Raw genomic sequence first — 21578 nt, 5'->3', positions numbered from 1 at the left:
GATCGTACCATTCGGTGTGCCTGGAAATCCATGTTGAAAATTGATTCCAGTTGCTGATTTCACTGGAGCAAAATATGTCAACTATGCGTAAACACACAATTTCAACGAAACTCGCCAGTTCCCTAGGCGCGCTAACCCTGGCGGTTAGTGCACAAGGTATTGTTCATGCCACTCAAATTACCTTAAGAGAAGCCTTCGACTACAATGCATTCATCTTCGAAGACTATACCGGTTACTACTCCGATGTAGAGGGTAGCCTTGCTGTTGGCGGTAACCTAGTTGTAAACGATTTTGATGTAGGCCTGCAACTTTCCCCAGATTTAACCACAAGCTCATTGTTTGTGGGTGGCGATATCGCCTATACGAACGGAAAAATTCGTAACGGCCAAACCACCGTTAGCGGCAATATTGTGGCTAACAGTGTTGAGTTTGAAGGCGCCGTTAATGCAGCTGACAACGCCACTATTACCGAAAGTACGGTATTAAGCGGCGATGTTAATGCGGGGGGTGTTTTTACCTCAGCTAATGCACAAGTCAATGACGGCGATATCAATGCAGGCAGTGTACAGCTAACCAATACTAGCGTAGAAAACGGCAATATTAGTTCGGTTGGTAGTGTTGCTCTAGTTAGCTCTGAAGTGACCGATGGCAGCATTACTGCCGGTGGCACGGTTGTCCTTGATCTGAACTCTACAGCCAGTGACGGCATCATTGCAGACGCTGTAACACCTGCATCGATAGATAATATCGACTTTGACGCTATAGAATCTGAAATCAAAGCGCAGTCGTTAGCATTCGCTGACATGACAGCAAACGGCAGTACAACTTTTTATTGCCAAGGCGATACAAGCTGTGCAGATAGCACTAACGTAGACGGTATCGTGTTCTCTGGTGATGACAGCATCAATATTTATGACATCGATGCCGACTGGTTATCTGTGGCGAACAAGAGTATTACGTACGACTTCTCAACCATTAGCTATAACATCATTAACGTAACAGGTGATGCGGTTGACTTGTTTAATACCGGTTTTTTCAATACTGCGTTTGCTGGACAGTATCAAGATAACGACCAAAATGCGAATTACCGTCACGACGGTACTTATACCAATAACATTCTATTTAACTTTGTTGACGCCACCAGCGTGACTATTCAGTCCATAGGGGTTAAAGGAAGCATATTAGCGCCTTATGCCGATATTGCTTTTTACAACGGCCATGTTGACGGGAACCTTATTGCGAGTAGCGTATTTACCCCAGAGGTTTATCTAACCAATGATAATGGCGTTGAATATTTAGCTCCCACAGGGCAAGTAAACAACTATAGTTTCGGCGTAACGCAAGTATCTGCACCGGGCTCAATACTGCTTATGCTTCCCGCTTTCGCGGTAGTGTTCATTCGCAATAAGCTAAAGCGCAAAACCTGATAACCGTGGTGACGAGCGCATTAGCTCGTCACTGGTTACGCCCTCGCCTTTTCCTGGTCGCCAACGTATTTGCATCCCCGCCTCAAAAGCCTGATATTCCACCGCAAAGGCTTTACCTACGTAGCCCGCTACTATCCAATGGTTAGACAATCTATATTGGCCTTCAAACATCATATTACCACTTAAGCCAGTACTACGATTATAAGGCAGATGTAAGCTTGATAGCGGGTTGCTGCTATCACTCGCTGTTAATAGGGGAAACCGAGGATCGCTAGGCTCTGCTAATCTAGACAGTCCTAATGAGGTGCTTAACTTAAATTGCCAACGGTGCGCTTCCATCGTCAGCAGTTCAGAATAACCGCCAATACTTACCATATAATTTGGGCTGAAATACCCACCATGCCCGTAAGTAAAACCGCTTAGATTTTCATCGTACCCTAAATAACTGAAAAAAGGTCCTACGCGCCAGTAATCCAACCTAGGCGATATTTGTGGCGCAAGGTTATAGTTTACATCCGTACGAAGAGATAAATAGTTATTATCGGCAACCCCATCGCCGCTTAAACTAGCCCACGTCAATGTACCCGCTATCGACCACTGCGGTTTGAAGCTGTGTGCAGCTAACACCGAAACGCCGTCGGCTATAACATAGCCCCAACGTTCGGTCTGTTCGCTATTAAAAGTACCGGACTGGCTCAATAGACTATCGGTTTTAGGTAAATGAAATAGCGTTGTCGCCAACGTGACTTCAGGTAAAAACCACGTTGCTGAAAGTTGCCCTGTTAGTTCTGCGTCAACAGGCTGGTCGAATAATTCATACTCTAGGTTAGCGTAAAAATTAAAAGCGCTTTGTTGATACATGACTTCAGCGCGCAGCCCTTTATCTTCAAAACCAGAAATGCCTGCAAAATCATCTGAAGCTTGCCCATCAGCAAACCAACTGTTTGTTGCAGGCTTACCGCTATACAATTGTTGATAATCTAGCGCAACTTGCCATTGCCAACTGTCTACCATGCCGCCAACGCCGATATAGCTAGTGAATACATCAAAATTGCCCAGCCCTTCATCACCGCTTCGAGATCGCGTCGTCAAACCCGCCACCACGGTATAAGCATCTTTAGTTTGCGCTGTTGTCGCTCTAGCATCATCAAGATTATAAGATAAGATAAATTGCTTTCTTGGCCATGCACTGGCGGCGTCTTGTTGCTTTAGAATGAGTGCAACCGAAGGGTATTTTTCAGCTAATGCAGCACGCCCCTCGTCATTTTCTAACCCTATAAGCGCATTGGCGATATCGATGTTACTCGCCTCACCTGCAGTTCGTTGTGATGCAAGCGTTGCGGAAAAAGCATCTCTGGCAATTTGCGCATTTTCATCGTTAAGACGATTGCTTGCTTGTAACGCACTCCACCCCAACAGTGCTTGTTCATCACCGCTTAAACGCCGAATATTTCGTAATGCTAATCCAGCATCCACACTTCGCTGAAATTGCTCGTTGTTGTAATGTTCGGCCTGTTCGGAAGCTAAAAAGTCAGCACAGCGAGTGAGGAATTTTTGCGAGCTTGCTTGTTCACATGCGTAAGAGCCCGCCTGGGCATTTTTCCCCTGCCCTCGCAGACTCAGCCACACCCCTTCATGATTTTCTAACAGTTCAAATAAATCATAAGCAGCGTGATAGCGCTCGGCGTCATAGCGTTTCCAAGCCTCTCCCAATAGCGTTTCACTCACCTGCTCAGCATCTCCCCCTAACAACATCGACTTGAGCTGCGCTGCGCTCTCTCTGGTAATACTGGCTTTGGTAATGCTGTCATCTTTATTGTTAGTATTAGCGCTGTTGCTCAAGAGTTGCTGAATTCGCGCATTCACAATGGCACGCTTACCATCAACTACGCCTTTTTTCTGCACTACGGTTTCATGTAAGGCTTCTGCGCGCTCGAAATGATGCTGAGCATCGCTGAGCATGCCTTTGTCTAGAGCAGCCCACCCCAATAACATGTGATAATCGTAACGTGCTAGGCTGTCAGCTAACATTGATAACTGGTTAAGCTCACGTGCGCTAATAAGCACACGTTGCGCTGATGTTTTTTGCGCAAATTTTTGAAGTGGGGCGTCTTTCGCCACCGTGTTTTGCGAAGGCGCATTTGATGTTGCCGGATGCGCCGCAGCCTGATTTGAAACAGACTGTTCTAAAGCTTTCTGATTTGTAACAACATCAGAGGACTTGGAAGGATTGTTTAATTGATACAATGCTGTTTCAACGTCGCTAGGTACTACCCATTGCGGAAACGCACTTTTAAGCCTTCCTAATTCTCGGTTTGCCAGTTGTGTTTGCTTTTGGTTGATGTGATACCACAACCCCGTAACATCAGGTTTGCCATATTCGGCTACTTGTAGCGGTTTATCTTGCTGCTCTTTATACGTAGTAGAGACTTCTGCGCTAACTTGGGCGCTGACTTGGGCGCCGCCTAACAACGAGCCCACAATACCGGCCGATAGCACCGCTAAAAAAAATGTTGTGGGGCGCTTTTTGCAATAAAATTGTGATGACATTAAGACTTGGCATCCATAACAGCAACCATAGAGAGCAAGGTTAAACTCGCCGAATAATAATCCATATTTCTGTCAATCGCTGGAAGTGACAGTGGACTACCATCAATAATATGTTTTACCGCAGACTCGACGGCTTTCATCCCTGGTGTCATCGCATATTCAGCTATTTCATTTGTGAGTAAATTGACGGTAGCCGGTGTATTTTCTATGTCCCACCAGCGTTCAAAATCAGAATAAAATGCGGCATCATCTATACCTGCCCACGCAAGGTGAAGGGGTATACGACAGGCATTAAAACCATATTCCTGAGACACAGTATTGGTTAAAGACAAGGCTCCTTCGTTCACTCTTAACCAGTCTGGGGGCAGTTTGTGTTTAGAAAAACGTGCTTTGTAAATAAGCGCAGTGCCACTGCGGTGTAATGCTTTCCAGCGTAGTGCCCGAGACGAAACCTCAGTAATCGCATCAATGGCGGGAAACACCCAATAAGACAAATTAAGTTGTATGTCCTCATCATTACTCTCATCACTCTTAAAACCGAACTCTCCTGGCAATAGCACTAGGAACGCTTCGGTTTCAATAAACAACTTTTCTTCGATAGCCGTTATGATGACTTGGGCATCATGCCGATAGCTTTTGTCTCCCCACTTATCAGCAGCACGCAGAAGTGCCCAAGCAATAAGTAGGTCGCCATCTGAGGCGTTATTTGGGTCGTCTATACATTGCTTATTTTTACTTTCACAGGGGCGGTAGCGCCAATGAAATAGCTTATCGTCCCGCTGAAGTACAGTGTGAGTCCACATCCATATACTATCAAAAGCGGTTCTGTCGTTAGCAGCAACCGCGAACAATAGACCGTACCCTTGCCCCTCACTATGAGATACATCGCCATTACCCGTATCGATGATACGACCATTGTCGATAAACAAGGCTTTATAGGCTTGAAACGCTTCTTGTATTTCACGCTCTTCAGGGTTGCTACATGACGCCAATATACCTAGCAGCCCAAACAGGCCTACGAGTCGAATGAACCGCCAGCCCCTACCGCCGTCTACCATGAATCTTGTGCTCTTTTGTTTCGGCGTCGCAGCAACAAGTAAATCAATAAGCTTACGAAGAATACTAATACCATGAAGGTGACTAACCAATACCAAGGGTTGTTAGACAACCACAAGCGAAGAGTGAGTAAAACATCATCCGGTTCACCCATTTCATATTTATCGTTAACCTGCATAACCAACAAGGGTGATTCGTTGTCATTCCAAACAAAGAAGTCGCCTGCCATTTGTCCCCATAGAGATAAACTAATCAGGTCATCCACTCTCGCGGCCAATTTTTCAGGTGTTTGTGCAACCAATAAAAATAGGGTGTCGGAATTCGTGCCGTTGGGGTGGCGCTGCGCGACAAACACCGCATTATCGCCCAAATCACTTTCCTGTACTGTAGTGCCTTCGGTAAGCATTTGGCGGTAAGATTTATCGTTGCTGAAATCTCTCACACGGTTGTACAACATATTTTGTGCGCGGTAGGGCCAACGCTTGGTATTCCCAATGGCAGTGACAAAACTATCTTGTTCAAGATTATTTAGTGTTTCAGGGCTTCCTAATACAATTAATGATCCCTTATTTTCATATGCGTCTTTAGTGATTGATAGATTCAGCAGAGGAATTTTTGCAACTTGAGCAAGCTTGCCAGCAAGGGTCAATGCACTGTTTAAATAGTCGTTAGACGGTATAAATATTTGGCTTTTAGGCGCTGAATTAAAACGTGCTAACGGATAGCCAGTATCACCAAATAAACCTAGATCAGGCTGAACGGCTACATGGCCTGCTTGAGGAAGGTGTATGCTAGAGCTGTTGTTAAATTGGAACAATAAATGAGAGCTTTGCACATCGTTACACGCAAGCCCTGCAACAGGCGGGCGCATAGTAATGATAAAGCTAACACTGTTCGTTCCACCTTTAAAAAATCGTGCTGGGATCTTCAGCTGATAATCCCTAAAAGATTCACCATTCACATCGCCAAGATACAAGCCGTGAACGAGTTCACCGTTCACATTTACGTTCATTGAAGAGCCCGGCCCAATGCCCGCCCCATAGCCAAAATCGAGAAGGAATTCTACGCTGGCATTTTCAGGTACAAAGAAATCAGCGGGTAGCGTTAATGATACATTTTTCTCAAAGCGCCCTTCATCCACAAATTGATCGCTAGATACCCCAATATCGCTAAAGGTGTAACTTTCACCGGGTTGCAATGCAGCAGTTTGTTGCAACGCTACTGCATCCATTTGCGTTTGAGAGCGCACGATAGTACGAGCACCAGGGTTGAGCGCATCGTCCATTACCGACAAGGCTTTTGCTGCATCAAAAACCTCATCGTTATTATTTCCGCTAACAATAAGTCGGTATGATGCTGGCACCCAAGTTTTATCGACAGCGACAAATGCTTCGGTGCGTTGCACTTTTAAGAAGGGGCCGTTAATTTCATTGACAACCGCATCAGATAATACCGGAGACAATGCCTGCTTATTCCCAACCAGAATATGGACCTCCCGCGTTTTGCCTTCAGCTAAATACCATGCCGTTTTTTCATACGCGCCTATTCTATTTTCACTCCAAAACTCCTCATCTTGTTGAGTAACTTTAGGTAAAACATACCCCTGTGGAATGGGCGTATGCATGATGCTAAGAGGTTGATATTGGTTTCTAAGGGCTAACGCTTGAGCCACTAACGGCAACGTTTTTTCGATAATCTCGCTATCGGCATCCTCAGCAGTAAGTAATTGAACACTGCGTTGCCCGCCTATACCTGCACTAAAAAATCCCGATAAATCTTTAATACCAAAATTATCCACGTCAATATCAGCATCTACTGTAAGCGAAGAAGTATAAAGGTTCACCTCGCTCCATAATTCCGGAGCGCTACCGTTTACGCATTGCATGGCGTAGTGCTGGCTAACTGCCAAGGTTAAATTATTAAACCCCTCGCGCCAAAGCTGGGAAGGAATATCAATGGTTGAGATAATAGTGGGTTGGTTTGGGGAGTAAGCTATTTGCCCAATGGTGGCATTGTTAAATCGCACATACATTTGTGAACGTTTCTCAACGAGCGCCTGTGAACTCACAATTTCTATTCTAAGAGAGGCTTTCGATATATCACTAATAGCACTTAGCGGTATTGCGATATCCACGCTACTAGATTTCCCTTCTAATCGGGCAATACTGTCACCAGCATAAAAATCACTAAGTCGAAAAGTGTGTGTTTCAGCCATGATGCTTACAGAGAAAAACAAGCTAAACATCAGTAAGAAGTAAGGTTTTATCATTATTATTCCTTCAATACCCCAGAACGCATTTTAATTCGTAGAAGCAGCTTTTTTAGTAAGAAAAACAAATGAGCAAATATAGGGCCTAGTCCTACATTTAGAACATGTCGCATACCAAACCAATATGAAATCGGGCGAGTTCGGCGTCGTTGAAACGATTGCCAACGTCTACTGTCACATAAACAATAGGCCACAACGTTATTTCGTTCCACATCACTTTGTGGATTGAAGGTTGCACGTAACGTCTTCTTATCGCTATCAAATTCGACGACTTTCATATTTAAATCTACATTAGATTTTAGCGCTTCTGCCCAAGAAGTTAATACCACATTAGATGGAATTATCGATAAATCCCCCCTAATTTGTACCTTTACCCCGCTAGAAGACAAGTCGTTTAGCTCTCCTACCCAAGCTTGCCCTTCGTGCGTTCTAATCACCACGTTATCGGTGGCGGGTAGTCGTGATTGGCTTCTCAGTTGTTTACGCTCAAGCAATACACTCATAGCGCTGAACAAAAGCAATAAATTGAAACCATTCCATAGCAGCACAACGAGCGTGAGCTCTCGGGTAAGCGGTTCATTAATGAATTTATAAATGCCGATGATCATGGCAAACGAAAGCAATGCGGTTATCCAGTAGAACACGTTAGAAAGTGGCGAAACAAAGTTCTTATCTAAACTCTCCCCTTTCGGGGTAACCACAAATGAGGGCGCGCGAGGTTTTAAAAATACCTTGATGAGCGCCATCAGTGTGAATGCGCACTGTAAAATTTCGTATAACTCAGAAACCAGCGGCCATCGGGTTCGCCCAAATAGCATGGTAGAAATCATGTAGGTTGCAATAACATGGGGCATGGTAAAAGCCAGAATTTCCATCATTGAGGCATGGTAAACCTGTAGTCCAAACACCAAATAAGCAAGCGGCATAAGCAGAAAGACAACCCGTGCGAAGGGAAACAGCCAAAACATTATAGAACTCATGTAGCCAACGCGTTGATACCAAGACAATCCCTTCGCGTTATAGGGTTTTTTCAGCAATAATATTTGGGTCATTCCCTGTGCCCAGCGCATCCGTTGCTGTATGAAAGCATCAAAGGTTTCTGGCGCTAATCCACTTACCATCGGGCGGTCAACATACACTGACTCATAGCCCATTTTATGTAAGTCTAAGGCAGTCTCTGCATCCTCTGTAATAGACTCTCCCGAGATCCCCCCAACTAACTCTAAATGTGCCCTGCGCATTAACGCAGCCGACCCACAAAAAAACGAACTAGACCAGTAATCTAAGCCTTTTTGAATAGTGCCGTAAAACATGTCGTTTTCAGAAGGCATACGGGTAAACGCCGAGAAATAGTTTCGCTCAACGGGGTCTGGGTTCGCCATAAAGTGAGGGGTTTGTACCAAAAACACTTTTTCTTTCTTAACCATCCAAGGCACAGTTCGGCTTAAAAAGTCGCTAGTGGGCACGTGGTCTGCATCTAAAATAACAATGAGCTCACCCGAAGTATTATTAATGGCGCTGTTAACATTACCTGCTTTTGCGTAAAGGTTCTGCGCTCGTGTATGGTAGGTTACACCCAGCCTTTCACAAAGCGCCTTCAGCTCTGCGCGGCGCTCCACGGCTAGTTGCGCTTTCTTTGCATCTGTTTGATTTATTTTTTCGTCGGTACCGCCGTCATCCAAAAGATGAATACTGACTTTGTCAGCAGGATAATCCATCACTTTGGCTGCTCGAATAGTGATTTCTAAAATATCTTGTGATTCGTTGTACGTGGGGATCATGACATCGACAGTGGGCAACTGCGTTCTATCTATATCATCAAGAGAAAGCTGGGGGCGACTAAGTGGGAACACATTGACAATACACCCCAGAATTGAAGTAATTCCAGCATAAATTTCAGCTAAAAAAAGAAGCCATATGGCAATAAATGAAAATACATCAGTGGCAGAAAGAGTATATAAGCCCCGCCAGAATAAATAGCGCAAGGTTATAGCGACGCCGAGTACCAGTGCGAGTGTTCTAAAGAAATATTGAAACCGTTGTGCGAAATTGGCTTCACGGCTACATATTGAGATGATAACCAAAACAATGGAAGAAGAGACCAGTTGACCTGCTGCGTCCATAGGGGCTAGAAGCAATAATCCTAGGAGCGTGGATGCAATAAGCAGGGCAATTAAAAGATAACGAGTGTGGTGCTTGTTAGTTAACGAATTGCCCAAGGTTACTATCCATAATATTAACGTGAGTCACGTTAGCATAGCTCGCTCTATTGATTAACGTAACCTTACCGTCTGCAATTTCGAGCTCGTGGTTACTCTGGTAAAACATTCGAGAAATGCTGTCGCGCGTTTTCTGGCTACTACGACCCAATAAGAACCAAGCAGGGTACGTTGCCACGCCCAAAGCCATTACCACTACCATACTTAAAAACACGAAAGGGGTAAGAATAGGAGCCATGTACAAAGAGAAAAATAATGCTCCCATACAGGCTAAGGTAATAACCCCTGTCACTTTACGCAGTCGTTTAATTTTTAACAACTTTTTTTCTGCGCTAACATATAAGTTAAGACGTTTTTTCCACAGCTGTTCAGTCTCTTCTTTAGACTGACCACCAATCAGCTTCGCACAGGGCTCGGCTGCTTCATCAATATGACTATCGGCAAGCGATGTCACTCGATGAGCGTGCAAGTTCACTACATTCATAAAATACACCACTTCTCAGACTACGGAAGAGTTTACAAATACTCTTGCAAGGTAAAAATCTGAGGCCTGATACCCTCAGATGATTCTTTATACCCATTGAAGTGGTGTGATTAAATTCAACTTTGGCTTATTAGCATAAAGTAGAAAGCATAAAGCAATGTTTTAAAAGGCTTTTTAAAAACCTCGCGCAGCCACTTTAGACTAATGGTTTACCTTCTTTTTATCACTAATCATCTTTGTCACAATACTAAATAAGTTACTGATATTAAAAACGGTACCAAAAATACTGCCTACTGAGAGGGCGTACATAAGCCCTAGTGTTTCTGCGAGCAAAAAATATCGTCTGATTTTGCCTGTTTCACGTAAGACAATTGAGCCTATCGTAAAAATGAGAGATGACGCATAGGCGATAAAAACATTCCAGTCATGGTGCAGAATAAACCACTCATACAGCAAGAATAGGATATTGGCGGCCACGAAGATAAACAGAACCCATCGACTACGATTTTTAATAGCAATGAAATTACGTAACCCCGCTAAGCATGTACCCACGCCGGCAGCCATGGCATCAAGCATAAAGAAGTGCACGCTTAAGCTCAGCAAAGCAAAGGCAGAGATAAACAAATAGCGCTCAACTCTATTTTGTCTATAACCTATAAAATTGAGTACGACGGCAATAGCACCGAACGCTTCAGCTACAATCAACATGTCTTACTACCTGCGTTAAAAACGTAAATAAAAATCGCGGCAAAGCGCTTTAAAATGACTTGAGTAATCTCCGGTTTCATCTCTAATTACCAGATTCTCAATGACGCTTTTTTTGTGTTGTTTACTCATACAAAATACCGTCACATAAGGGGAGTGTTGGTCATTGTGCTGCACTTTTAATATACGATTTGTGGCTAAGCCTATTTCAGCAGCTAAGTCTGTAATTTCGCTCTCCCGAGTAAAAGGATAAAGGCAATAGAACTCACCCGTACTGGTAAGGTGCTCAATGACAAATGAAAATAGATGCGCTGGAGTAAGTGAAACCGTTTGCCTAGCCTGTTCTCTAGTGTCACTTTGCGAATTGTAGGCATGACTATGGCCTTTTACCTGCTCGAAATAGGGCGGATTAGACACGATAAAATCGAAAGTGTTATCCGCTGCTAAGTCGGACAACTTGGTGTGCTGCACCGTTATTTTTGTTGGCCAGGGCGAAGCCCCTACGTTTGCGCTTGCTTGCAGTGCTGCGCCTTCGTCGATATCGATAGCGGTGATTTTTGCCGATGCTAAAGACTGTTGCGCCATCATTAGCGCGAGAATGCCCGTGCCAGTGCCTATATCAAGAATATGCGCACTTTGATTAGGCTTAGCCCAACTACCTAAAATCATACTGTCGGTATTTACCTTCATGGCACAATTGGTTTGATTAACAACAAATTGCTTGCAGCGAAACATGGTGGTTCTCTTTATGTTTTTGTTTGTGTTTTCTAGAACGTGATGCTCTAACGCTACCACTTTTGCCTTGTCATCATGTTTCTTGCTACATCGGCAGCATGCACTGGGCGGTATTTTTTCAACGGCCCTTGCATCAGCATTTTCCAAGCAGGTGCAGTTTTTTGTGCCACATCTTCAAGAGTGCGAGATTCGCTTCGCGCACCTAATAACAGTGAGGGACGTACTGCTGCCGCATGTGGAAGCTGAGGCATGCGCATTATCGCGTTTTCCAACTCGCCTTTCACCCGTAAATAAAAGTTACTGCTTTTCGCATCAGCCCCAACCGACGAGATCCATACAAAACTGCCAGTTCGCTGTGCTCGAGTCAGTTGAGCGGCAATATGCACGTATTCAAAATCAACCCGTCTAAACGCCGATTTAGAGCCGGCTTGCTTAAGTGTGGTACCTAAACAGCAATACACGTGATCGACACCAAAATACCCTTGGTAGTCTTGCAGGTTATCAAAATCGATAACCACGGGTTTCAACCTTTTATACGGATCGCCGAATTGATTAGACTGCAGCGGCTTTCTTACCAAACAGGTCACTTCGCTATAGCGACGGTCCTGTAAAAGTATATTTACCAACGTTCGTCCCACTAATCCGGTCGCTCCTAGCACCATTGCGGTTTTCATACTTAGTACCTTGTATCCTAAGACAGTTTCTCTACAATCAACTATTCGACAGTTAAAAATATGCAGATAAAAATGAAAAAAGCCTTTTTAATAGGAGCCGCTATGCTCTCTACCGCTGTACAGGCCGCACCGCTCGATATTGAGCGTATTTTCGCTTCTCCTTCCCTTGATGGCAATGCGCCTCGTGCACTTAAAGTTTCTCCTGATGGAGAAAGAGTTACGTTTCTAAAAGGAAAACAGACCGATTATGAACGTCTCGATTTATGGGAATACCATATAGACAGTGGCGAAACCCGCCTTCTATTTGACTCTAATGACCTTCAAAGTGGCGAAGAAGTGTTAAGCGACGAAGAGAAAGCCCGTCGCGAACGTATGCGCTTATCTGGCTCGGGCATTGTAAGCTATCAGTGGTCTGCAGACGGAAAAGCGCTTCTTTTCCCGCTAGGTGGCGACGTGTATTACCACAAGCTCGGCGAAAAAGGGGCAAAGCAACTTCTTGATACCGACGTATTCGAGACTGATATTAAGCTTTCTCCTAAAGGAAATTACATTTCTTTCATTCGCGACCAAAACTTGTTTGTAAAACATATTGAGTCGGGCAAAGAAACCGCCATCACAAAAGAAGGCGGCGGTAACATTAAATTTGGTATGGCCGAATTCGTTGCTCAAGAAGAAATGGGCAGAATGACTGGTTACTGGTGGTCACCTGATGAAAGCTTTATTGCATTTACCAAAGTAGATGAAAGCCCTGTAGATGTCATTTCTCGTTCAGAAATTTATGCCAACGACATTAAAACCATTGAACAAAAATACCCAAAAGCAGGCACCAACAATGTACTTGTTGAGCTTGCTATTCAAAACATCAATAACGGTGCACGTAGATGGGTAGACTTAGGCGAAGACAAAGACATATACCTTGCCCGCGGTAAATGGATGCCTAACAGTGAAACCTTTACCTACCAATGGCAAACTCGCGACCAACAGACTCTTGAGCTGCGAGCGTATAACGTTCCAACAGAAAAGCAGGAAGTGTTGTTAAGCGAAACCAGTAACACATGGGTTAACTTACATAACGATTTATACTTTTTGTCTGACTCAGACCAGTTTATTTGGGCCTCTGAGCGAGATGGCTTCAAGCACCTTTACCTTTACGAGAACAACGGCAAGTTAGTACGTCAGTTAACTCAAGGCGATTGGGTAGTTGATAACATTGAAGCGGTTGATGCCAAGAGCAATCGAATTTACTTCGCGGGCCGTAAAGATACACCGCTTGAAAGCCACGCCTATTCGGTATCCTTAAACGGTGGCGATATTTCACGTATTACCAACGAAGGCGCTTATCACAGTGTGTCGTTCAGTAAAGATGCCTCCATTTTTATCGACCGTTTCTCTACCATTAACTCACCTGCCCAAGTGAGTTTAAATGATGCTTCTGGCAAGCGTATTACATGGCTTGAAGAAAATAAGGTTGAAGAAGGCCACCCGCTATATCCCTACATGGACACGTGGACTAAACCTGAATTTGGCGACATTACCACCAAAGACGGCGCCATCTTAAAGTACCGTATTTACAAACCTGAAAACCTTGAGAAGAAACACCCTGTTATTGTGTATCTTTACGGTGGCCCACACGCGCAAGTTGTGACGAATAGCTGGGCAGGTAATCGTGGGTTACTGATGCAGCATTGGGTAGATAAAGGCTATGTGGTGTTTACCCTTGATAACAGAGGCTCTAACTACCGTGGAAAGGCATTTGAAGATCCTATCTACAAGAAAATGGGCTTTGTCGAAGTTGACGACCAAGTGGCTGGTGTTGAGTTCTTGCGAACCCTACCTTATGTCGATGCTAAGCGTATTGGTGTTCATGGCCACAGTTATGGCGGTTACATGACGCTAATGACCATGTTTAAAGCGGGCGACTACTTCCAAGCAGGTGTGTCTGGTGCTCCAGTTACCGACTGGCGCTTGTACGATACGCATTACACCGAACGCTATATGGGCAACCCTAAAACCGATGATGATGCATACACAGCCTCTTCCGTCTTCCCTTACGCGAAAGACTTAAAAGGTGACTTACTTATTTATCATGGAATGGCTGATGATAACGTGTTGTTTACTCACTCTACTATGCTATACAAACACCTTCAAGATTTGGCAATTCCATTTGAAACCATGGATTACCCAGGTAAGAAGCACAGCATTCGTGGTAAGCAAACGGGTATTCACTTGTACAAAACCATTACTAACTTCTTCGACAGAAATTTAACGCCTGAGCAATAAGGTGTTTAATTTTAGGCGTTGAGAAAAACGGTAAATAAAAAAACGGCGGGGCTTTTAAAAGCACCGCCGTTTTTATTTATACTTCACTTTCACTATTTCAAACCGCTGTGAAACACCAGCCGTTCATAAATATAGAATTAAGCAAACATCTGATTGGCAAGATTCTTTTGTACATCTTGCGCAGATGCTTTACTTAACTCAATTTCAATAGCGTCACTTTTACCTGATAACCATATTTTTAGTTCTGCATCGGTATCGAAGTGACCTGCCGTTTCTACCACAAACTGGGTAATCGACTTATAAGGAATAGAATGGTAATTAACCTTTCTGCCCGTTAGTCCTTGCTTATCAATAAGAATTAAACGCTTATTAGTAAATACGCTTAAATCTCTTACTAGTTTAAATGCTGCGGTGACGGTTTCATTTTCTGCCAATATGGGGGAAAGTTCTTCATTTACCGCTTCAGCACTGGTTTCACTAGCGTTACCTAGCAAGGTGTCAAATAAGCCCATTTTATTCTCCTAAACAGACACGAGTTTTGTAAGCCACTGTACACGATGAGCAAGGGGCTTAGGCTTGTCTAAGGCAAAACCTTGACCATAGTCTACCTGTAATGCCTTTAGTACATTTGCCGTTGCGGTATCTACCACAAACTCCGCCACCGTTTGCTTACCCATACTGTGAGCAATGTTATTTATCGCGGTAACTGTAGCATGATCAATCGGATCGTGAACAATATTTCGAACGAAGGACCCGTCAATCTTGACGTAATCAACATCCAAGTTTTTAAGGTAAGTGAACGACGACATACCCGCACCAAAATCGTCAAGCGCAAAGCTACATCCTATTTCCCGAAGAGTAGAAATAAAGTGTTTAGCCGCACTTAAGTTAGTCACTGCTGTGGTTTCTGTGATTTCAAAGCAAATTTTTTCTAACGGTACTGAGGTGCCTTGAAGCCGCTGGGTAATTTTCATTAAGGTGATTTCATCACCAAGGGTAATTCCTGACAAATTTATCGCCACTTTAGCCACATTGTCTACATGCAGCGGATTAGCCTCTAATGTCTTTAATGTATTGTCTACTACCCAGTAGTCTACTTTGTTCATCAAGCCATGACGCTCGGCAAGGGGAATAAATAAACCTGGACTAATAAGTGTGCCATCACTTCCGGTTAACCGTAGCAAAATTTCATAGTGTTCAAGGCCGCGGTTATCGTCTTCAGTTATGCCATTAAGCGGCATAATGGCTTGGCTATATAATTCAAATCCATCGAACTGCAGCGCTTTGTGCAGGGTGTGTAATACGTCATTTTCGCTGCTATCCATGCCTAGCTGAGCATCTTGAGCGTGATAGACAAAGTATCTATTTCTTCCTAAATGCTTGGCCTTATAGCACGCATTATCAGCAGCCTTAATAAGTTCTGCCGCATTATGCTCTTGAGGATTTATTTCAATGACACCAATGCTCGCCCCAACGAAAAATAACTTATCTTCATACATAAACCGGTATGTAGAGATAGCCTTTAACAGCTTATCGAGCTTAATCTTTACCTTATCGAGAGGCTGTTCGTGATAAATAATACAAAACTCATCGCCACCTATTCGGGCAAGTAAATCTTTGTCGCTAATGTGCTGCCGAAATATAGTAGACACTTCTTGAAGTAACTTATCGCCAGCGGGGTGACCACAGCTGTCGTTCACCAACTTAAACCTGTCCATGTCAATAAAGCACATTACGCCAGGGTTAGTAGTATCAGCCGAGATGAGTGAAGGGTATATGGCAGTGACGTTATCTCGGTCTATTTCTGCGTTAATAGCAGGTATATTAGCCGCATTGGCCTCTAAAATTTCACGTAGTTGCTTATCGAAAGCATAGCGGTTGAGTAGACCCGTTAATTGGTCGTGGTTAGCTTGATACGCCACTTCAGCTTGTAACTCTTGCTCTTTTGTCACATCTCTAGCTATACCTTCTACCGCAATAAGCGCTCCAGATTCATCTAATATAGGGGTATCTGAAAACTCTAGCACCAACTCTGTACTATCAGAACTGCAGTAGTGAACCAGATAAGGCGCAGGTTTTACCCCCTGCCCCGATTTCATTCGTATATCGAAAGTCTCATCAGGTATTTTCCTTACCAGTCGAGACTCTTTTTCGATGAAATAATCTGGGGTAAACCCTAAAATAGTGCTAATTCCAGCACTCACATAGATAAACTTATGGTCAGCGGTTTTGGTATAAACGAAGTGCCTGTGCATGCCATCTACCAGCCTACGATAACGCTCTTCACTCTGCTTGAGCGCTTGCTGAGCTTTGAATCTTTCTGTGACATCTCTTGCGGTTAAAGCAATGTTATCCCCTGCTTTAACCACTTGTACCTTCAGCCATTCAGGCGCAACCTTGCCTCCCTCGATAGAGATATACTCTTCAAAGGGCGTGTTGTTTGTTGCCACCTTCTTGATACAGTTGAACAGTTCGGCTTTACCTAGAAACGCTAACTGGTCTTTCAGTGTTTTAGCGCCTAACTCTGAGCATGCTCCACGAAATAGAAAGCGACTATAGCGATTCGCTTCAACTAACTCATAATCACTGCCGGTAGGCCGATAAATAACTAACGCATCTAATGAGGCCTCACTTGCCGTAAGGTAGCGCTTTTGACTAATCGATAGGCGCACCGCACCTTTCATTTGCTTATGAAAAATCCAGCTGGCCAATGCCGACATGAAAAGCCCTATTACCGCAACTAATACACCAGCACTATAACGCCCCACTTCGGTCTGCATAGACAGCGAAAACTGACGACCTATAAATGAGAAAGGCTCAGTAGTAATAACGGTTCCATCATTAACCAACTCCCCATTGCTAAACAGGGTGTGCCCCGAGTCTCGAAGCGCAAAATTAAACTGAGGACCTTCTAGCTCGCCTAGCATAACGCCCAAAATAGTTTGCGCATCAAAGCCCGCCAATAAGTACCCGTGATTAAGTTCTTGAGGGCTAATAGAGCGTCCAACAACAATATGGTAGTGACCCGTTGCTGACGAATGTACCAATGTGCTCGCCAACGATTCAGCCAGAGCGGGAATAGTTAGCCCTACCGACGCGAGTGGCTGACCGATAAGTTCGTTCGATAAGCGGGTTTTCATTCCATGGGAGGGCGTAGCAACCCATTGAATAACGCCGTTTTGATCAGCAAATGTTAGCGAACTATAGCCGCGCTGCATCCCCATCAACGACATTGCTTGCGCATTAAACCAATCTACCTGGTTGGGCGCAAAGGTTGGCCAGTTACGCATTAAATTGTGAACGGCTTGGATGCGTTCGGTAGAGAATACTTCCAAGCTAATTTTTACCTGTTCCGCAACTGACTGGGCTTTTGAAATCCGCACCCGTTTGTCTTCTTTGTCGAGATAGACACCCGCTGAGACAAAAAGTATGGAAAGAAACACGAACAGCACTAAGGGGAGTCCGTAAATTCGGTGGGTAACTCTTGATTGCATTACAATTACCTCTCATTCGAGAGGCTGGGACTATAAACCGCGAATATGAATATTTTATGAATTAGCCTTTTTGTATTTAAATGGTAGGGTATACCTTTACTTATTGATGACTACGTTTAAATAAACGTGTTTCTAATGCAGATACAAGGCGTTACTCATGCACCCTAGTGAAACGGAACTGTCCTACTCGGCCATAACTCAAGCGTATGACAGAATTAAAAATCACGTAAAGCGCACACCCATTATGGAGTCGAGCCTGTTAAATAAGTGGATGGGACATCGCATTCTGTTTAAAGCCGAATGCTTGCAAACTATAGGGGCGTTTAAGCTGCGTGGTGCAATGAATTTCTTATCGCACTTAGATGAACGTGGTGAACTGCCTAAAAAAGTGGTGGCAAATAGTTCAGGCAATCACGCCCAAGCCGTGTCTTATGCGGCCGCAAAATATGGCATTCCTGCGACTATTTTTGCTAGTGAAACCATTTCTCCTATTAAAGCAGCGGCCACTGAAAGTTATGGGGCAACACTTAAGTTGTTCCCCACCCGCCAAGAAGCAGATATCGCCGTGGCCAATGCAGCCGAAGAAGAAGGGACTGTGTGGATCCCACCTTTCAACCATCCAGACATAGTAGCAGGTCAAGGCACCGCGGCCATGGAAGCCCTCGAAGATACAGGAAAGGTAGATGCTATCTTTGCCCCTTGTGGCGGTGGCGGCTTGTTATCAGGCACATTGCTTGCGGCCCGTGCGTTACAACCCGATGCGTTAGTGATTGGGGCTGAACCACTGGCTGCCAACGATGCATCTCAGTCATTGCAGCAAGGCGAAATAGTTGCGCTTGATGCTCCGCCGGTAACCCTTGCCGACGGCGCAGCAACGCCCTCAGTTGGCAATGTGACCTTTCCGCTATTACAAGCGCTTGATGATTTTTACGAGGTAGACGAATTACAAATAGCTTATTGGACGCAATGGCTACAGCACCTATTAAAACTTCATATAGAGCCCACCTGTGCCATGAGTATGGCAGCAGTTGCGGCATGGGCTGCTAACACGCCACCAGGGCAGACCGCTTTGGTTATGCTATCTGGCGGCAATATAAGCCAAGCCTCTATGGCCGAAATTTGGCAGCGCGACTTTTTACTACAACCCCCTATTATTAACATGGAAGAATAAGCATGCCAAAAATGCACGTTAATACGACAGAAAGAGTAAGTGGAGTTACCCCTAATCAAAGTAACAACCGCACCATAAAACGTTTCATTCTTAAATTCAGTGGCGCACTTGCTATAGCCACACTATCGGGTGTCGCGTGTGCAGCAACACTTTTTACCAACGTAAAAGGTTACACGCTGAATGATGATACTAAGTTAGTATCGTTCACATCGATTCTTATCGACGAAGGCAAAGTGCTTTCTCTCGATATAAAACCAGATGAGAGCACTGCTCAAACGTTAAATATTACCAACACCATTGATGGTAAGGGCCGCGTAATGTTGCCGGGGCTTATAGATGCGCACGGGCATTTATTGGGCTTAGGTGCCAACCTACTTGAAGTTGATTTACGTGAAAGTACCAGTGCTGCCAATGCCGCTGATAACGTAGCAAAATATGCACTAGCAAATAGCACGCAACCATGGATTACTGGCCGAGGGTGGAACCAAGAATTATGGTCTGATAGAGCCTTTCCCACCAGTGCTGATTTAGATAAAAAAGTGTCCGACCGGCCGGTATGGCTAACTCGTGTAGATGGCCATGCGGGTTGGGCTAATACCAAAACCCTCACCTTGGCGGGTATTACCAAAGACACCCCCACGCCAGTTGGCGGTGAAATTGTAAAAGATGCCAACGGCGAGCCGACTGGGGTATTGATTGACAATGCCATGGCATTAGTCGAACCCTATTTACCAACACAGAGCAATGCGGTTTACAAACGCCAACTCGATGCTGCAGGTAAGCACTTACTATCAAATGGTATTACGTCGATGCATGATGCGGGCGTCGGCCGTGGTGTGTACGACTTCTATATTAAACAAGCAGTTCAAGCTGAATTACCCATTCGAATATACGCCATGATAAGCGCCACTGACCCTGACTTAAGTAAACTACTTGGAAAAGGGCCAATACGGGACGCTAACGATTATTTGTACATTCGTTCAGTCAAAGCTTACGGTGACGGTGCCCTTGGCAGTAGAGGCGCAGCCTTATTAGCTCCCTACTCTGACGCTCCCCACCAGCATGGTTTATTACTCACTCAGCCTGAGGACATGACGCCGTTATTTACATCGGTCATCGGTGCCGGGTTTCAATTGAATTACCACGCTATTGGCGACAAAGCGAATCATGTTGCGCTTAATGAATTTGAAAAAACATTTGCTGCTATTGGCGGTAGTGAATTACGTAACCGAATAGAACATGCGCAAGTTATCGCGCCTGAAGATCTCGCTCGTTTTGCCGAGTTAGATGTATTGCCATCCATGCAACCAACACATGCCACCAGCGATAAAAATATGGCTGAAGATCGTATCGGAAAAGACAGAATGGAAGGTGCTTATGCGTGGCAAACTTTACTTGAATCAGGCATTCCTTTGCCATTAGGCTCAGATTTTCCTGTCGAATTGGCAAACCCATTTTATGGTTTGCACGCTGCGGTAACCCGTCAAGACAGAGACAATCAACCGGTGAAAGGCTGGTATGCACACGAAGCGCTTACTATTGAGCAAGCCTTTAAAGGCTTTACATTAGATGCCGCTTACGCGGGACATATGGAAGATACACTTGGCACCCTTACACCGGGCAAATGGGCTGATTTTATTCTGGTTGATCAAGATATCTTCACCATTGATAAAAAAGATATTTGGAAAACCCAAGTGCATGCTACCTACATAGCAGGCAAAAAAGTGTTTTCGAAATAGCCGTTGTTGGGAGGCAGCACATTGGAAATTGTTATTATACCGGTTACGCCATTTGCTCAAAACTGTTCGCTTATTTGGGACGCAGGTAGTAAACAGGGGGCATTTGTTGACCCTGGCGGAGATATACAGAAACTTATCGGCGCGGCGTCGGATAATCAGGTCACTATTGAAAAAATCATTCTTACCCACGGTCATTTAGACCATGTAGGTGGCACCGTCGAACTGGCTAAGCATTACGATGTGCCGATAATAGGGCCACATCTGGGGGACAAGTTTTGGCTAGATGCCCTTATGCAGCAAAGCCAAATGTTTGGCTTTCCACCTGCCACGCCCTTTGTGCCTAACCAATGGTTAAATGACAAAGATACCATTTCAGTTGGCGAGCTAACGCTTGAGGTATTGCACTGTCCGGGACATACCCCTGGCCATGTGGTTCTGGTGGAGCGAACGAGTAACAAGGTTATTGTAGGTGATGTGATTTTTGCAGGTTCGATTGGGCGCACTGATTTCCCTCAGGGAAATCATCAACAGCTACTCGATTCAATAAACGCGAATATTTTAACGCTGCCTGACGATATGGTGATTTACCCTGGTCATGGCCCTACTACCACGGTAGCAAAAGAAAAAGCCAGCAACCCTTATGTTGCGGGGCAATGGGGTTAAGTGCTTATAGAAGTGCCAATAGGGTAGCTTTCCCGTCCATTAAAAAAGGCGAGTAATCCACTCGCCTCTTACTATTATCAATGTCTAACGTTATAGACATTGATGCCTGCTT

The 21578-nt window shown here is 44.5% G+C and carries 15 protein-coding genes; 5 read left to right on the top strand and 10 right to left on the bottom strand.

Features of this window, described 5'->3' with window-relative positions; translation table 11 throughout:
- Positions 1-74 precede the first annotated feature (74 nt).
- Positions 75-1427 (top strand): choice-of-anchor A family protein, encoded by a 1353-nt coding sequence (locus J5X92_RS17210; protein WP_244360974.1) that lies wholly within the window; start codon positions 75-77, stop codon positions 1425-1427.
- Here J5X92_RS17210 and J5X92_RS17205 read toward each other — a convergent pair.
- The 8 genes from J5X92_RS17205 to J5X92_RS17170 form a co-directional block, all read right to left on the bottom strand.
- On the bottom strand, positions 1410-3977 hold the full coding sequence (locus J5X92_RS17205) for a cellulose synthase subunit BcsC-related outer membrane protein (protein WP_126872829.1): 2568 nt from the start codon (positions 3975-3977) through the stop codon (positions 1410-1412). The two genes, J5X92_RS17210 and J5X92_RS17205, sit on opposite strands and share 18 nt — an antisense overlap.
- Positions 3977-5035, bottom strand: a complete 1059-nt coding sequence (locus tag J5X92_RS17200) for a glycosyl hydrolase family 8 (RefSeq protein ID WP_126872830.1) — start codon at positions 5033-5035, stop codon at positions 3977-3979. The genes J5X92_RS17205 and J5X92_RS17200 overlap by 1 nt, the downstream gene beginning before the upstream one ends.
- Positions 5029-7302 (bottom strand): cellulose biosynthesis cyclic di-GMP-binding regulatory protein BcsB, encoded by a 2274-nt coding sequence (locus J5X92_RS17195; RefSeq protein WP_126872831.1) that lies wholly within the window; start codon positions 7300-7302, stop codon positions 5029-5031. The genes J5X92_RS17200 and J5X92_RS17195 overlap by 7 nt, the downstream gene beginning before the upstream one ends.
- A 2-nt stretch (positions 7303-7304) precedes the next feature.
- On the bottom strand, positions 7305-9521 hold the full coding sequence (bcsA, locus tag J5X92_RS17190; protein ID WP_126872832.1) for a UDP-forming cellulose synthase catalytic subunit: 2217 nt from the start codon (positions 9519-9521) through the stop codon (positions 7305-7307).
- Entirely contained in the window at positions 9502-10005 is a 504-nt protein-coding gene (locus J5X92_RS17185; RefSeq protein ID WP_126872833.1) for a hypothetical protein, read from the bottom strand. Before J5X92_RS17185 ends, bcsA begins: the two co-directional genes overlap by 20 nt.
- 201 nt (positions 10006-10206) lie before the next feature.
- Positions 10207-10713 (bottom strand): YgjV family protein, encoded by a 507-nt coding sequence (locus J5X92_RS17180; protein ID WP_126872834.1) that lies wholly within the window; start codon positions 10711-10713, stop codon positions 10207-10209.
- A 15-nt stretch (positions 10714-10728) separates the two neighbouring features.
- A complete protein-coding gene (locus J5X92_RS17175; protein ID WP_126872835.1) occupies positions 10729-11445 on the bottom strand; it encodes a methyltransferase in 717 nt (238 codons plus the stop codon).
- A gap of 53 nt (positions 11446-11498) precedes the next feature.
- The gene (locus J5X92_RS17170; RefSeq protein ID WP_126872836.1) at positions 11499-12119 is read right to left on the bottom strand and encodes an NAD(P)H-binding protein; all 621 of its coding nucleotides are present in this window, start codon (positions 12117-12119) and stop codon (positions 11499-11501) included.
- A 72-nt stretch (positions 12120-12191) separates the two neighbouring features.
- On the opposite strand from J5X92_RS17170, the gene J5X92_RS17165 reads away from it, so the two are divergent.
- Complete coding sequence (locus J5X92_RS17165) at positions 12192-14399, top strand: S9 family peptidase (protein WP_208806178.1); 2208 nt, start codon at positions 12192-12194, stop codon at positions 14397-14399.
- A gap of 137 nt (positions 14400-14536) precedes the next feature.
- Here the strand turns inward: J5X92_RS17165 and J5X92_RS17160 are convergent, their stop codons facing one another.
- Positions 14537-14911, bottom strand: coding sequence for a PH domain-containing protein (locus J5X92_RS17160; protein ID WP_013782610.1), 375 nt, complete (start codon positions 14909-14911; stop codon positions 14537-14539).
- 9 nt (positions 14912-14920) lie between these two features.
- Positions 14921-17893, bottom strand: coding sequence for a bifunctional diguanylate cyclase/phosphodiesterase (locus J5X92_RS17155; RefSeq protein ID WP_126872838.1), 2973 nt, complete (start codon positions 17891-17893; stop codon positions 14921-14923).
- 157 nt (positions 17894-18050) lie between these two features.
- On the opposite strand from J5X92_RS17155, the gene J5X92_RS17150 reads away from it, so the two are divergent.
- Genes J5X92_RS17150 through J5X92_RS17140 form a run of 3 tightly spaced genes read left to right on the top strand, consistent with a single transcriptional unit; the run spans position 18051 to position 21466 of the window.
- Positions 18051-19064 carry a serine/threonine dehydratase gene (locus J5X92_RS17150; protein ID WP_126872839.1) on the top strand — a complete coding sequence of 338 codons (1014 nt, stop codon included), beginning with the start codon at positions 18051-18053 and terminating at the stop codon, positions 19062-19064.
- Between the two features lie 2 nt (positions 19065-19066).
- Complete coding sequence (locus tag J5X92_RS17145; protein WP_126872840.1) at positions 19067-20803, top strand: amidohydrolase; 1737 nt, start codon at positions 19067-19069, stop codon at positions 20801-20803.
- Positions 20804-20824: 21 nt separating this feature from the next.
- On the top strand, positions 20825-21466 hold the full coding sequence (locus J5X92_RS17140; RefSeq protein ID WP_126872841.1) for an MBL fold metallo-hydrolase: 642 nt from the start codon (positions 20825-20827) through the stop codon (positions 21464-21466).
- The last annotated feature ends 112 nt before the right edge of the window (positions 21467-21578 follow it).

Origin of the sequence: Alteromonas sp. K632G (assembly GCF_017653625.1) — a bacterium.
GTDB classification, from domain to species: Bacteria; Pseudomonadota; Gammaproteobacteria; order Enterobacterales; family Alteromonadaceae; genus Alteromonas; species Alteromonas naphthalenivorans.
Note: the sequence above shows the minus strand (reverse complement) of the source record. Positions and strands in the feature narration are given on the sequence as shown.